At 66.2% G+C, this 13,932-nt stretch carries 15 protein-coding genes; 4 read left to right on the top strand and 11 right to left on the bottom strand.

The window, feature by feature from the left end; all coding sequences use genetic code 11:
• Positions 1–14: 14 nt before the first annotated feature.
• Together FOE78_RS24285 and FOE78_RS19245 are read left to right on the top strand one after the other, a co-directional pair.
• Entirely contained in the window at positions 15–200 is a 186-nt protein-coding gene (locus tag FOE78_RS24285) for a hypothetical protein (RefSeq protein ID WP_228265896.1), read from the top strand.
• Positions 173–1,474, top strand: a complete 1,302-nt coding sequence (locus tag FOE78_RS19245) for a chlorohydrolase family protein (RefSeq protein ID WP_228266246.1) — start codon at positions 173–175, stop codon at positions 1,472–1,474. The genes FOE78_RS24285 and FOE78_RS19245 overlap by 28 nt, the downstream gene beginning before the upstream one ends.
• 44 nt (positions 1,475–1,518) lie before the next feature.
• Here FOE78_RS19245 and FOE78_RS19240 read toward each other — a convergent pair whose 3' ends face one another.
• From FOE78_RS19240 to fdrA, 5 genes are read right to left on the bottom strand one after another with little or no spacing between them, the layout of a single operon-like run.
• Positions 1,519–2,454: a carbamate kinase gene (locus tag FOE78_RS19240; protein ID WP_143987713.1), complete on the bottom strand. Its 936-nt coding sequence runs from the start codon at positions 2,452–2,454 to the stop codon at positions 1,519–1,521.
• Positions 2,454–3,371 carry a carbamate kinase gene (gene arcC / locus FOE78_RS19235; protein ID WP_143987712.1) on the bottom strand — a complete coding sequence of 306 codons (918 nt, stop codon included), beginning with the start codon at positions 3,369–3,371 and terminating at the stop codon, positions 2,454–2,456. Before arcC ends, FOE78_RS19240 begins: the two co-directional genes overlap by 1 nt.
• Positions 3,372–3,373: 2 nt before the next feature.
• Positions 3,374–4,210, bottom strand: a complete 837-nt coding sequence (locus tag FOE78_RS19230; RefSeq protein WP_143987711.1) for a DUF2877 domain-containing protein — start codon at positions 4,208–4,210, stop codon at positions 3,374–3,376.
• A 19-nt stretch (positions 4,211–4,229) separates the two neighbouring features.
• Positions 4,230–5,561, bottom strand: coding sequence for a YlbE family protein (locus FOE78_RS19225; protein ID WP_228265895.1), 1,332 nt, complete (start codon positions 5,559–5,561; stop codon positions 4,230–4,232).
• A 16-nt stretch (positions 5,562–5,577) separates the two neighbouring features.
• Positions 5,578–7,266: an acyl-CoA synthetase FdrA gene (gene fdrA / locus FOE78_RS19220; RefSeq protein ID WP_266094989.1), complete on the bottom strand. Its 1,689-nt coding sequence runs from the start codon at positions 7,264–7,266 to the stop codon at positions 5,578–5,580.
• 132 nt (positions 7,267–7,398) lie between these two features.
• Between fdrA and FOE78_RS19215 the strand changes: the two genes are divergently transcribed.
• Positions 7,399–8,067, top strand: a complete 669-nt coding sequence (locus tag FOE78_RS19215; RefSeq protein WP_168207599.1) for a GntR family transcriptional regulator — start codon at positions 7,399–7,401, stop codon at positions 8,065–8,067.
• Between the two features lie 31 nt (positions 8,068–8,098).
• On the opposite strand, the gene FOE78_RS19210 is transcribed toward FOE78_RS19215, so the two are convergent.
• Positions 8,099–8,677, bottom strand: coding sequence for a DUF1097 domain-containing protein (locus FOE78_RS19210; RefSeq protein ID WP_143987709.1), 579 nt, complete (start codon positions 8,675–8,677; stop codon positions 8,099–8,101).
• Complete coding sequence (locus FOE78_RS19205; protein WP_143987708.1) at positions 8,674–9,963, bottom strand: amidohydrolase family protein; 1,290 nt, start codon at positions 9,961–9,963, stop codon at positions 8,674–8,676. The genes FOE78_RS19210 and FOE78_RS19205 overlap by 4 nt, the downstream gene beginning before the upstream one ends.
• A gap of 94 nt (positions 9,964–10,057) precedes the next feature.
• On the opposite strand from FOE78_RS19205, the gene FOE78_RS19200 reads away from it, so the two are divergent.
• On the top strand, positions 10,058–10,822 hold the full coding sequence (locus FOE78_RS19200) for a sulfite exporter TauE/SafE family protein (protein ID WP_143987707.1): 765 nt from the start codon (positions 10,058–10,060) through the stop codon (positions 10,820–10,822).
• Positions 10,823–10,831: 9 nt separating this feature from the next.
• Here the strand turns inward: FOE78_RS19200 and FOE78_RS19195 are convergent, their stop codons facing one another.
• From FOE78_RS19195 to FOE78_RS19180, 4 genes are all read right to left on the bottom strand, one after another.
• Positions 10,832–11,341, bottom strand: a complete 510-nt coding sequence (locus FOE78_RS19195) for a GNAT family N-acetyltransferase (RefSeq protein ID WP_143987706.1) — start codon at positions 11,339–11,341, stop codon at positions 10,832–10,834.
• A gap of 320 nt (positions 11,342–11,661) precedes the next feature.
• Positions 11,662–12,297: a nuclear transport factor 2 family protein gene (locus tag FOE78_RS19190; protein WP_168207598.1), complete on the bottom strand. Its 636-nt coding sequence runs from the start codon at positions 12,295–12,297 to the stop codon at positions 11,662–11,664.
• Positions 12,298–12,481: 184 nt separating this feature from the next.
• Positions 12,482–13,090: an NADPH-dependent FMN reductase gene (locus FOE78_RS19185; RefSeq protein ID WP_143987704.1), complete on the bottom strand. Its 609-nt coding sequence runs from the start codon at positions 13,088–13,090 to the stop codon at positions 12,482–12,484.
• A 112-nt stretch (positions 13,091–13,202) separates the two neighbouring features.
• Positions 13,203–13,865, bottom strand: coding sequence for a cyclase family protein (locus FOE78_RS19180; RefSeq protein ID WP_210414674.1), 663 nt, complete (start codon positions 13,863–13,865; stop codon positions 13,203–13,205).
• Between the last annotated feature and the right edge of the window lie 67 nt (positions 13,866–13,932).

Here is a 13,932-nt window from a genome sequence, read left to right as displayed (position 1 = left end):
CAGCGGAGTCGACCATGATCACGAAAATCCGCGCAGCGTACGTGATCGGCTATGCCGACGCTGATCACTGCATCCTGCCGGACGCCGAACTCGTCCACGACGACGATCGGATCATCCACGTGGGCGGGGATACCCGGGTCACGTCGACGCGGAGTTCGACGCCGGCAACGCGATCGTCTGCCCGGGCTTCATCGACCTGAACGCGCTGGCCGACATCGATCATGCGCTCTTCGATTCGTGGCCCGACGCCGGCCGTCGGCTCGGCCTGGTGTGGTCACAGGAATATCTTCGTGATCATGGTCCGGTGTTCGAGCGGGAGCAAGAGCGCTTTCGACGCGAGTTCGCGATCTCCCAGCTGATCCGCAACGGGATCACCACGATGATGCCGATCGCGGCGGAGACGTACAAACAGTGGTGCGAGGACTACCGCGATCTGGCCGACACCGCCGAGGCGGTGACCGCGCTCGGCATCCGGGCCTACTTCGGGCCGAGCTATCGGACGGCGGTGCCGTACACCGATGGCCGACGGATGTTGCTGCACCACGACGAATTGCAGGGCCTGGCCGGGCTGGACGAGGCCGTTCGATTCGTCCAGGACTACGACGGGACCGCCGCTGGGCTGATCCGCGGCGCATTGTTGCCGGCCAGGATCGAGACTCAGACGGAACGGACGCTGAGGCTGACCCGGCAGGCCGCAGACGAGCTGGGCGTACCGGTCAGATTGCACGCCGCGCAGGGATTGTTCGAAGTCGAGAGGATCGTCGAAGCGACCGGTCGCCGGCCGCTTCCGTACCTTGCCGATCTTGGGTTTCTCGCACCCAAGACGTTCATCCCGCATGCCTGGACGGTGCCCGGCCACCCGCTGATGCCGGCAAAGTACGGCACCGGCGACGACATCGCACTGCTCGCCGACGCGGGCACCGCGGTGATCTTCTGCCCGATCCCGACCGGACACTACGGAGGCTGCCTGCACACGTACGACTCCTACCGTGACGCGGGGGTACGGATCGTGTTGGGCACGGATTCGGCCCCGCCGAACCTGATCAAGGCGATGGACATGGCGATGATCATGATGAAGACGATCACCGGCGACCGGACCGCGGCCGCTCCGGCGGACCTCTTCCGGTCGGCGACTCTGGATCCGGCCGAAGCTCTTGGCCGAGATGATCTTGGTCGGCTGGCGGTCGGCGCGCAGGCGGACTACTTCGTCCTCGATCTGGCCGCGAGTCATGTCGGCCCGCACGCCGACCCGATCCGTACCTTGATCATGAACGGCGACGGCCGGGACATCAGCAGGGTGGTGGTGGCCGGTCGAACCGTCGTCGAGGACAGCAAGATCATCACGGTCGACGACTCGAGCTATCTCGGCCGGGCGCAGGAGTTCCTCGACGACTACATCGCCCATCACACGCTGTCCGACTACGCCCACCGCAGAATCGAGGAGCTGCAGCCCCCGAGCTTCCCGCTACGCTGACCGGGATCCGGCAGCGCGCACGGGGCAACTTTGGGCCTGGTGCGCTACGCCCCGTTGACGAAGACGATGCCGTCCGGGACGCCGGGCTTGATCTCGGTGCCGATCTTGCGGGCGAGCAGGTCGTCCAGTCGATCGAGCGGGCCGATCAGCGCGCGGCCACCGGCCTTTGCGACCCGGATGGCGGCATCGACCTTCGGCTGCATCGAGCCTTCGGCGAAGCGCAGCTCGGAGATGGCCTCCGGGGTCGCGGTGAGGATGTCGCGCTGCTGCGGGGTTCCCCAGTTCTCGCTGACGTAGTCGCCATCGGTGAGCATGATCAACGTGTCGGCCTGCAGCTCCGCGGCCAGCGCTGCGCTGGCGAGGTCCTTGTCCACCACGGCTTGCATGCCGATCTCCCGGCCGCCACTGGTCTTCACCGGTACGCCGCCACCACCGACGCAGACGACCAGACGCCCACTTTCCAGCAGCAGTTGGACCAACGGAGCCTGCACGATCCGGATCGGATCGGGGGAGGGCACCACCCGCCGGAACAGCTTGCCGTCCCGAGCGATCGTCCAGCGGTATTCGGCTGCGGCCTCGGCCGCATCCTGCGCCGAGTACTGCGGGCCGATCAACTTGGTCGGTCGATCGAAGGCCGGATCGTCCTCGCTGACCACCGTGGTGGTGAGCACCCCGGCCACCTCACGCTCGCCGGCCAGCGCATTGGACAACTCCTGCTGGATGACGTACCCGATCATGCCCTGGGTCTCGGCGCCGAGGATGTCCAACGGGTAGGCCGCGACATCGGAGTAGGCGAGATTCTGCAACGCCAGCAGGCCGACCTGCGGCCCGTTGCCGTGGGTGATCACCAGCTCGTGTTCGCGGGCCAACCCGGCCAACGCCTGACAGGTCGCCCGGACGTTGGCTCGCAGCCGGTCCGCGGTCATCGGCTCACCACGCCGAGCCAGCGCATTGCCGCCGAGTGCTACGACAACTCGCATCACTTGCCTCCAAAGGGAATCACGGTGGTGCCGGCGGTCCCGGCAAGAAGTTGATCAAGGTCACTGAGTCGTCCGATCACGGCTCGGCCGCCGGTCGCCTCGACGAAGCGGATCGCCGCGTCGACCTTCGGGCCCATCGAACCGGCCGGGAAGTCGTAGCCGGCCAGTTCTTTGGTGTCGATCTTGATCAGCGGACGGGCCTGTGGCGTACCCCAGTCGACGAAGACCGCATCGGCGTCGGTGGCCATCACCAGCACGTCCGCCTCGATCGATTCGGCCAGCACGGCCGAGGAAGCGTCCTTGTCGACGACTGCCTCGACACCGACGATATGTCCCTCGGCATCGACGGCAACGGGGATCCCGCCGCCACCGGCCGAGACCACCACGTGGCCGGCCCGCAGCAGTGACTTGACCGAGTCGATCTGGACCAGCCGCTGGGGGACCGGCGAGGCGACCACCCGGCGCGGTGCGTCACCGTCCTGGGCGAACGTCCAGCCCTTCTCGGCGGCCAGTTTCTCGGCCTCCTCGGCCGTGTAGACCGGCCCGACGAACTTGGTCGGTGCGCCGAACGCCGGATCGTCGGGATCGACCACGACCAGGGTGAGGATGGTGGTCAGCTTGTGCCCGTAGGTCATCGCATTGCGCAACTCGATCTCGATCAGATAGCCGATCATGCCCTGCGTCTCGGCGCCGAGCACGTCCAGCGGATAGCCCGCGGTCTGGGTGTACGAGGCATCGCGCAGTGCCAGCAGTCCCACCTGCGGACCGTTGCCGTGGGTGATCACCAGCTCCTGGTCTTCGGCCACCTGGGCCAGACTGCGACTGGCCTCGCGCAGATTGCGGCGCTGGTTGTCGACGGTCATTTCCTCACCGCGGCGAGAGATCGCATTGCCCCCGAGGGCGACGACGACGCGCATGATCAACTCCTTGTCGGTACGGGGTTGGCGTTCGGTCCGAACAGTTCTTGCCAGTAGGTGACGACGCCGTAGAGGGCGTCGCAACCGGAGGTGTGTCCGTGGGCAGCCACGGCGGTGACGACCTCCTCGTTCACATCAGCTCGCGGGCCGGCCGCGGTCATGATCAACTGGCGCAGGGCCGGCGATACCTGACCGTCCACGGCACAGTTCAAGGTGCTGAGCGAGACCTTGGTGGTCAGCCGAGCACCCTCCTTGCTGAGCAGCGAACGAAAGCTGCACCAGGTGCCGTCGTCGAATTCACCGGCGCCGATCGCTGCGGCGAGTATGCCGACGACGGCGTCGTCCCCGGACGGTGTCAGCCCGATTCCCCGGCCGAGCAGCGTGCGGAGTCGGGTCGGGATTTGATCTTGGTCCCGGTGGTGGATCGCCTTGCACAGCAGCCCGATCGCCGATCGGGCCGACAGTTCCTCCGGGGTGTCGGTGAACCAGCTCTTCGCCAGGGCCGGCACGGCCGCTCGGCAGATCCGGCCGACCTGCTCCGGATCCGTCCCCCACGCAGCCAGCTTGGTCTCCACCACGACCGCCGCCGAGGTGTCGATGCCGGCGACCAGATCCGGTCCGTCCAGCAGTCGAGCCAAGGTGGCCGCATCGACACGAATCCCTGCCGGTGAAGAGATCGGGCCCGCCGAGGCGTACACGACGAGCTCATCGACCAGCAGGTTCAGTCCGGTCCGGTATCGGCCGAGAATCTGGTCCGGGCCGCGGCGGTCTGCCAGGGCGGCCCGGACCGGGTCGGTGACTTCCAGCGCCATGATCGGCGCCGGGGATGGACTGATCATCGGCACAGCGGTGAGCTGTTCAGGCGTCCACGCCGTAGGTTTCGGCCAATGCTTCCAGAGCCTTGGTGAAACAGCCCAGCGGCGCGCGGACAGTGCCGGCGCCGATCTGCCCGACCCCCGGCTCCAGCGAAGCGATGCCGGTGTTGATGATCGGCGTGATCGAGGTCTCCACCACCTTGCGGATGTCGATACCGGTCGGCGTGCCCTGGAAGTCCCAGGTCGGGATGGACAACATCGCGTTGTGGCCGAAGACGATCTCGGCCATCTCCTCGCTGATCGCCTGTGCATCGCCGAGGCCGCCGGCACCGACGAACCGGGTCACCGCCGGGGCGGCGATCATCGACATGCCACCCAGGCCGAAGGTCTCGGTGATCGCGCTGTCGCCCATGTCCGGGCAAGCCTGATCCTGGGAGTAGCCGGTGAAGAAGAGGCCTTCCGGGGTGTTCACCGGAGCGGTGAACCAGCGATCGCCGAGTCCGGAGACCCGGATACCGAATTCGTGCCCGTTCCGGGTCATCGCGGTGACGATCGAGCCCTTGGTGATCTTGCGGGCGGCGTCCATGATCGCCTTGCAGGAAGCCATGGCCAGGTTGAGGAAGAACTGATCGGTACGACCGAGGAAGTCGGTCACCCCGGCCAGTTGCTCGGTGCCCAGACGGGCCTTGATCAACAACGGCGCGAAATCCTTGGCGAAGATCGCCGAGGAGGCGATGTTGCGCTGATGGAATTCGTCGCCCATAGCGATCGCGCGGGCGATCACCGGCATCAGTGGGTAGCCCTCGTCGGTGCTGGCCAATGCGGCCGACAGCGACGGGCCGAGCACCTTGGCCATCCAGTGCAGCCGATCGACGACCTCGGAGTCGAAGGCGCCGAACCGCAGCACCTTGCCGATGCCCTCGTTCATGGTCGCGTACGCGCGATTCCACTCGGTCGGGTTCTCGCTGGCACGGTTCTCCACCACCACGACGGCCATGTTCGCGCTGGTGATGCCGCCCATCGGGCCCACCGCATCGACGTGGTGACAGGGAACGAAGCGAACCTTGCTGGCGATGAACTCACGCGCGGCGGCCTCGTCGGCGGCCCAGCCCTCGAAGAAGGCGGCGCCGACGCAGGAGGCCTGCATCGGGGCGGGCATGTCGGCGAAGTCGACCGGGGGACCGGCGTGCAGCAGGGTCGGGGTCTGCTCGTCCAGGACGCCGATCACCGTACGAGCGGTGACGACGTCGACGAGCACCGGCTGGCCGGCCGTCATGGCGGCGACGACTTCGGCGTTGGCGGAGTCGATCTCGTGCCGATCGTCAGGAGCCTGGGTCTCGGTCGTGTTGACAGAAGCGTTTGTGGAGGTGGTCACGAGTTTGTCCTTCTACTTAACGATTGGCGAGCAGGCTGACGAGCCGGGCAAGGCGGGGATCGCCACCGGCGATCGGCGACCAGTCGTACTGGGTGACGGCGGCTCCGGCATCGGCGAGGTCGGTCGCGAACGAACGCAACCCGACGTTGATGATCTTGGGCGGACCGTCCAGCAGATCGGCGATCCGGGCCGGCACCGGCTGCTGATCAGCGTCAGCGACGGCATCGGCATGACCGGCCCGAGCCGATTCGATCAAGGAGATCGCATGCCGTACGGCGGCCGCATTGGAGGCCAGCACGGTGACACCGGCCTCGGTCAGGATGTCCTTCTGCTGTTGCAGATTCTGCGCATCCCGGTCGGTGCCGCAGATCGATGCCACGACCTTGATCGCGCGGCCTGCGGCCTGGGCACGCTCCAGGCCCTCCCGGATCGGTACGGCAACCGCACCAGCCGGATCGTCGGTGGCGCCGTAGCCGAGCACCAGGTCGAGCAGTACCACCGCGGTGGCCGGATCGTCGAAGACCTGCGGCATGTGATCGGTCCGCGAGGACGGGTCGATCATCGGATGCGGCCGGCCGCGGGTGTAGACGTCGTCGCCCAGGTCGATGACCTGGAAGCCGTCGTGGTCGAGGATCATCCCGTTGGGATGGTGCGGATCCAACGCCGGCAGGTCGAAGGAGTCGCGGACCAGCATCGCCGCCTCGGAGGCCAGAGTGCCGCCGGTGTAGAGCCCGACCAGATTGCGCTGGCCGGTTGCCGGCGCGAAGCCGGCGGTGCCGGTCAGTTCGACGGCCTTGGCCGCGGCCTCGTCCAGGGTCCAGGCGAAGTGAATGTTGCCGGCGCGGTCGGTCTGCGGACGCTCACCGAGGAAGAGCGCGACCACGGGCTTGCTGAGCTGGGCCGCGGCCTGCTCGACCCGGGCGCGGACCTCGGCTGCCGGCGGCTTGGTCACGATCACGATGGTGTCGGTGTTCAGATCAGCGTCCAGGGCCGACATCGCTTGCAGACAAGTGATTCCGCCGACCTCGGAGCTCAGATCGCGACCACCCAGGCCGATCGCGTGGCTGATGCCGCCACCGAGTCGATCGATCTGGATCATCACTTCCTGGGTGCCGGTGCCGGAGGCGCCGACGATGCCGATCGAACCCTTGCGAGTGGAGTTGGCGAAGGCCAGCGGGATCCCGCCGAGCGACGAGGTGCCGCAGTCCGGGCCCATCACCATCAGGCCACGGTCGCGGGCCTTGGTCTTCAGCCGGACCTCGTCGTCGATGGTGACGTTGTCGGAGAAGATCATCACGTCCAGATTGGCGTCCAGCAGAGCGTCCACCTGGCCGGCGACATGATCACCGGGAATCGACACGAGTGCGAGCTCGGCGTCGGGGGATTTGGTGAGCGCCCGGCTCAGCGAGCGGACGCCCTGGATACCGGTAGAACGACGGCTCGCGCTCTGGGCGCTGAGTTCCTCGTCGATCCGGCCGAGGACATTCTCGACGGCCTCGTCGGACTGGGCGATGACGCCGACCACGAGGTCGCCGGGGCCGGCCTGTTCCAGTTCCGGACCGTCGAAACCGGTCGCTGCCAGGATCTCCCGGTTGGCCGGGCTGCCCATCATCACGGAGACCTGATCGACTCCGTCCAGGTCGGTCAACTTCTTGCTCAGCAGCATCAACGACACGGAGTCGGAGTACTGATTGGGCTTGATCACGATTTTCAACATTGGCGCCTCCATCTGAATCCGCCGGGTGGCCGCGGCCGTCACGCATTCTGGTATACCAGAGCTGGCGGGCTCAGCACAATCCGCCGGGTGGCGCAAAGGCCGAGGTCGTACGCTGAACCAGTGCTCACAGAAGATCAGACCCCCTCTCTGCGCGACCGGGTGACCTCGCAGATCAGCGAACGGATCATCGACGGGGAGTTGCGGGCCGGCGAACGGATCCACGAGCGCCACCTGTCGGAGGAGCTCGGGGTGTCCCGGGTCCCGGTCCGGGAAGCGATCCTGACGCTGGCCGCGCAGGGTCTGATCACGGTCAAGCCCCGGTCGGGTGCCTTCGTACGGAAGTTGACTCGCCGTGACGTGGCCGAGTTATTCGACGTCCGGGAGGCGCTGGAGCCGGCCATCGCGGCGGCGGCGGCGCGGGCGCGTACCGAAGATGATCTTGCGCAGTTGCGCGCGGCGATCAACAACGCATCCGAGGCGGCGGCCTGTTTCGATGCGCCGACCGGGTCACGCTCCAACGCCGAATTCCATGCGGCCCTGGCACGGGCGAGTCATCACCGCCGGCTGCAGGTGATCATGGAACCGCTGAGTCTGACCATCCGCCGCTTGTTCCGCACCACCATCGTCGGCCACGATGCCGATCTGCTGCGTGATCATGCTGAGCAGTTGGCCGCGATCGAGGAACAGGACGTCGAGTGGGCAGGGATTCTGGCCCGTCGGCACGTGATCAGGACCCGGGAGCGGTCGTTGGCGATGTTCACCGACGAGGACGGGGCGGACGCCGAGTAGCGCCCGCCCCGTACTTGTTGATCTTGATCGATCAGCTGGCTGATTCGTCAGCCTTAATGGACAGATCCCGCAGGTGCGCGACCTCGTCACGCTCGGGCGAGACCCGAACCCGGATCCAGGAGTAGATCGGGCCGAGGAAGTTCATCGCGATGGTGGCGATCCAGCAGACGAAGACGTTCTGCGGATCCGGACCGAAGCCACCGAAGGTGGTGGCGAACATCGATGCGAAGCCCATGAACATGCCCGGCACCAGGGAGAACAGCTTGGTCCGGCCGGTGTACATCAGCGCCGAGTTCACCACGAAGATGATCACGGCCAGCACACCGCAGGTGGCCCAGTAGCCATCGCCGAGGATGGTACCGAACTGCTTGTCGAGCAAGATCACGATCAACGCGAAGGTCGACCCGGCAGGCATCGCGACCCACAACCGTTTCATGATCGACAAGCGCGGACCGCCGGCCAGGTGGGTGGCCGCCCAGCTGATGAAGATGCCCCAGACGGGCAGGTGCAGGACGCCACCGCCGATGAAGGCGGTGGTGGCGGCGAGAATCGATGCGCTGATCTCGGCTGGGATCCGAGGCTTGGTTCCGATCCGGGGCTTGACGGTCATGGGTGATCCTGGTGAAGAGTGGTGGACTTGGTGGTTTCGGCGACGACCCTGCCGCCCTTGATCACGAACGATCGGACCGACCGCGACAGTAGTGCATCGACGGGATCCGGATTGTCCAGCACGACCAGGTCGGCACGGTCGCCGACCTGCACCCCGTAGCCCTCGTCGATGCCGATGATCTCGGCGTTGCGATGGGTGACGGTGTCGAGCAGGCGCTGGAAGTGCGACGGCGATCCCATGTGCCCGACCTGGGCCAGGAACAGCGCCACGTCGAGGATGTCGGCGTTGCCGAACGGGGTGAACGCGTTGCGAACATTGTTGCTGGACAGGCCGACGCTGACGCCGACGTCCCACATCAACGTGACCGGTGCGACCCCCCGCCGGACGTTGTGATCATCGTCACGGCCATTCAGATGCATGTCGGTGAACGGAAGGACGACGATGTTGATGCCGGCCTGACGGATCTTGTCCCAGACCTGGATCCGATGCTGGCCGGACAGAGAGGCGAGCGAGGTCATGTGACCGAGGGTGACCCGTCCCTGCATGCCCCGAGCGATGGCGACATCGGCGATGTGCTCGACCAGCGCATACCGCGGATCGCTGTCGTCGACGGCGAAATCGCAGTGCATGTCCACCGGCACGTCGTACTTCTCGGCCAGGTCGAAGACCTCGTCGATGTGCTCGTGGCACTCTTCCAACGACGGCTCGTTGTACGTACAGCCGCCGACCACGTCGGCACCCTTACGCAAAGCCTCTTCCATCAGGGCGAGCGATTCGGGCGCCTTGATGATCCCTTCCTGCGGGAAGGCGACGATCTGCAGGTCGATCCGATCGCGGTACTCCTCCCGCAGGGCGAGCATCGCGTCGACACCGACCAGATGGGCGATCGGGTCGACATCGGGATGGGACCGGATCGTGCCGGTGCCGTTGGCGATGGCGAGATCGAGCACCGTACGAGCCCGGTCGATGCAGTCGTCGACGGTGAACTCCGCCTTCAACGCACCGGTGACCTTGATCGCACCGGCCAGCGTGCCTTCGAGATTGGGCAGCCGGGCATCCAGCAATGCCTTGTCCAGATGGAGATGCGGCTCGACAAAGGACGGCAGCACGGCCCGCCCGCCGACGTCGATCGTCCGCAGCGGACCACTGGTCCGGTCCGCCTCGCGGGGCCGATCCCCGCCTGCATGTTCGGCCGTGATCCGCTGGATCCGGCCGTCTTCGATGGACACCGTACGAGGGCCGGGCAGCCCCGGCAGTACGGCGTTGTGGAGCACCAGGTCTGGCACCGCAGCTCTCCTTCGTCTGATCTATATCCGGTCTGGTATACCATGCCGAATTGGGCTTGGCTAGTGGTGGTCTGCCCGGAAGGGGATGCAATCAATGACTCTGTGGGATGCGCTGGCGACCATGGCGGCCGGCTTCGGTGCCGGCGCGATCAACACGATCGTCGGCTCGGGGTCGTTGATCAGCTATCCGGTGATGGTGCTCCTCGGAGTCCCGCCGATCAGCGCGAACATCGCCAACACCGTCGGCCTGGTGCCCGGTTCGGTGGCCGGTGTCGTCGGCTACCGCCGCGAGTTGGCCCAGATCCGTCCGCTGCTGCTGAAGCTCGGCATCGCCTCGGTGATCGGCGCGCTGATCGGTGCCAGCCTGTTGACCGTGCTGCCGGCTCGGGCGTTCCAGCTCGTCGTACCGGTGTTGATCTTGGCCGCAGCTCTGCTGGTGGCCTTTCAGAACAAGATCATCAAGTCGATGAAGCCGGTCGACGGGACCCGCTGGTTGCCCTTGCTGGCTTGCGTTTTCGGCGCTGGGATCTACGGCGGCTACTTCTCGGCCGCCCAGGGCGTGATCTTGCTGGCCGTGCTCGGACTGTTCCTGGCCGAAGGCATCCAGGTGCAGAACGCGGTGAAGAACCTGTTGCAGTGCCTGGTGAACATCGTCGCGGCCGTCTACTTCGTGTTCGTCGGCAAGGTCGAGTGGGAATGGGCCGGTTGTGTCGCGCTCGGTTCGATCTTCGGTGCCCTGGTCGGCGCCTGGCTCGCCCGCCGCGCCCCGGCCAAGGTGTTCAAGATCTTCATCGTCGTTTTCGGCCTGGTGATGGCGGTCGTGATGGCGATCCTGGCTGTGCACCCGATCGGCTCCTGAGCGGTTTCCTCACAGTGACAGTCGATAGCCGACGAAGGTACGAGGTGAGCCGGCCGGCGCCTCGACCGGCCCGACCGCGGCAAAGCCGCAACGCTCCAGCACCGTACGAGATCCGGGGTTGTCGACCGCGACGCGTGCGCCGACCGTACTGACGCCACGGCCCCGCGCGACCTCGAGGGCCGCGAGCACCCCGCGGGTGGCGATGCCCCGCCCCTGCAGATCCGAGGCCACCCGGAATCCCAACTCGGTCCGCGCGGGATCGTCGATGTCGCTGAGGTTGACCCGGCCGGCGATCCGCCCGCCGGCGGTGACCAGGACGAGGAACAGCGAGTTGCCGGACTCGTTCTCGGCCACCCGGTCGGCCAGCAGCTGCTCGAAGTGTTGGAAGTAGTCGTCGCCGCGATCGCTGATCCGACTCGCGAAGAACTCCCGGTTGTCCCGCTCGAATCGCTCCAGCCGCTCTGCATGCCGCATCGCCAGCAGCTCGAGTCGGATCGCATCGTCTTCGGTGTCGGTCACCACGACAGCCTGCCGCCCGCCCGCGCCGCAGGCAATACCGGTAACACGACCTATCCAGACCACGTGAATGCGTCTGTATAACGTACCCTTGCGGGCATCGGAGCCGGGCGGGTTTGGCAGGCGCCGGTGATTCCGCTGGTCACGAGGGTTTCGGTCGGCCCGTTGAGGGAACGCTCACCGGGCACGTTGTCAACGATGTCGCGATGATCGGTTTGGATCGTGAGCAGGTCGGCGAGAGGACGCGCGCCGTGGCGACGACAGCGACCGACCGTGAACTCGGGTCCGCCCTCGCCGCAGTGTGACCTACCGCGCACCGCGGATCAGTTGTCCAGCCATTCGTGGATCTGGGCGTAGAAGGCGGCGACTTCATCGGGGCGGTCGTCGCCCATGTCGTCGTTGGACGGAGGAACGCCGAGTTGGGCCAGGCTCCAGGCCAGCGCAGCGTACGACGTCCGATACTGGGCCAGTTCGTCGGCGGGAATCTCGATCGCTTGGCCTGGTAGGGCCGGTGTCAGGGTTGAGTACTCATAGATGGGATCCAGGGAGAGAATTCGCCATTCCCCTTGGCGCCGCTCGACGCGATAATTAAGTCGGATACCGGCATTGACGTAGACGGGGCTGCCATGCACCTCAAGAGTTGACCACGTCGAGGCCGACACCTCGACGTGGGCCTTACTGCCCCGAACGTTCACGACTGGGGCGAACATATGATGCACGGCGGTATCTCCGTGCTCAGTCTGCTTCTGTGAACCGGCGACGAATCCCGGCCCGTCGCCGTCATACCATGAGAGGCGGACCTTCGAGTCCGGCCAGTACGTGTCGGTCATCTGGTCCCACCACCCTCGGTCGCGACCCTGGCGTTCGCGAAGGACTAGCTGAGTGATCCGGGTGACATCATCAACGTTGCTGAAGGATTGTGGGTCCTCTGCGGGACGGGAACGATCGTCAGTGGTCATTCGCTGCCTCATCTCATCGCGGGTCCCCCTCATCCAACCACACCGCGCGCGGAGCGTTTCGCCCCTTGATCTGACTGCAATCGTGCTCCGCGACACCTCAGGTATCAGCCTGACGGGCTGAGGTTGCCGAGGGCGCAGGCATCGTCTGACGGGCATGGGTTGGGTGAGGGTCTCGCTATTTTGGTCAGGCCGCGTCGCCGTCGGCTTGGGGGGCGTCGGTGCGATGGTGTGGTCGGAGGAGCTGGGTCACGTGGAGCAGCTCGTCAAGCGTCTGGACGGCTGCATCGTTCATTTGGCGGTCGGGCGCTACGGTGCCGTTGTCGGTGAGTTTCGTTGGGGCGAAGGCCACGTTGACGGAATCGAAGATCGGCACCATTTTCAGCGTGGTGACGACCTGTTTGAGTTGCTGCACGGCCCGGGTGCCTGCGGCGATGCCGCCATAGCTGAGGAAGGTGACGGCTTTGTCGGCCCATTCCTGGTTCAGGAAGTCGAGGGAGTTTTTCAGGACGGCGTTGTAGCCGTAGTTGTATTCGGGTGTGACGAATACGTATGCGTCGGCGCGATCCACTATCGCGCTCCAGTCCTTGGTGTGCTGGTGCTGGTAGTTACGAAACTTCGGGTGGTTCGGTTCGTCCATGAACGGGAGGTTCACCTCGGCGAGGTCGATCGTTTCCACCTCGAATCTGGCGTGTTCGCGGGCCAGGTCTGCGAGCCAGTGTCCGAAGGCGGCACCGATGCGGCCCGGGCGGGTGCTGGCAATGATCACCTGCAGGAGGGGCCTGGAATTGCTCATGGCTGTCTATCTCCGTTCTCGAACTTCGTGGTTGCTGGTCGAGCAGGGCTGCAGGCCGGCGCCGCGGCTGCACTTGCTTCACTGACTGTTCTCCACCTCAGCGCCGGGCACGTCAGAAGATTGCGAGCGGGTTGACTGGGAGTCCTGTGGTGCCGGTGATGCGGGGTGGTGCGAGGACGAGCATGAAGCTCCAACGGTGCAGGCGGGTGCAGTGGTCGGCGAGGTTGTCGAGGTGGGCGGCGTCGACCAGGGGCAGGCCGAGTCGTGCCAGTGCGACCTGGTGCATTGGCATCGGAAAGGTCGGGGGGCGGGCGTCGCTGATGTCGCCGATGTAGAGGGCGGCACCGTGCGCGTCGATCCAGTCCACGGCGGTCAGGTCGAGTCCGGGGACGGGTTGGGTGATGGGCTGGTTGACGTTCCAGCCGCCGCGGACGACGATCGCGTCGCCGAGGTGCACCGAGGTGCCGGCTCGGTCGAGTGCCGCGTCGAGGTCTGTTGCGTTGACGTGGTGGCCGGCGTCGAGGCTGCCGCGGTCGGGGGCCAGGTCGAGGAGGACTCCGCGGGTGAGGATGCCCGCTGCGGCGTGGTCGGCTGACGCGTGGCGTATGCCGGTCGGTGTGACCGCGTCTGCCAGCGGAACGCCGGGATAGACCTGGTTGCCGACGGGCATGTGGGAGAGCGCGTCGAGGTGTGTCAGTGCGGCGTTGTGGGTGTTGACGAACAGGGAGTCGGTGATGGCGATCGGCTGGGTTCCGTTGAAGTTCACCACCTGCATGACGGGTGCCGGGACCGTTGCCGGGCTCCCCACGGGTGTGAGTCCGGTGGTGAGCGGCGTGGGGTTG

It is taken from the genome of Microlunatus elymi, from assembly GCF_007362775.1.
GTDB lineage: Bacteria > Actinomycetota > Actinomycetes > Propionibacteriales > Propionibacteriaceae > Microlunatus > Microlunatus elymi.
This window is presented reverse-complemented; position numbering and strand designations above follow the sequence as displayed.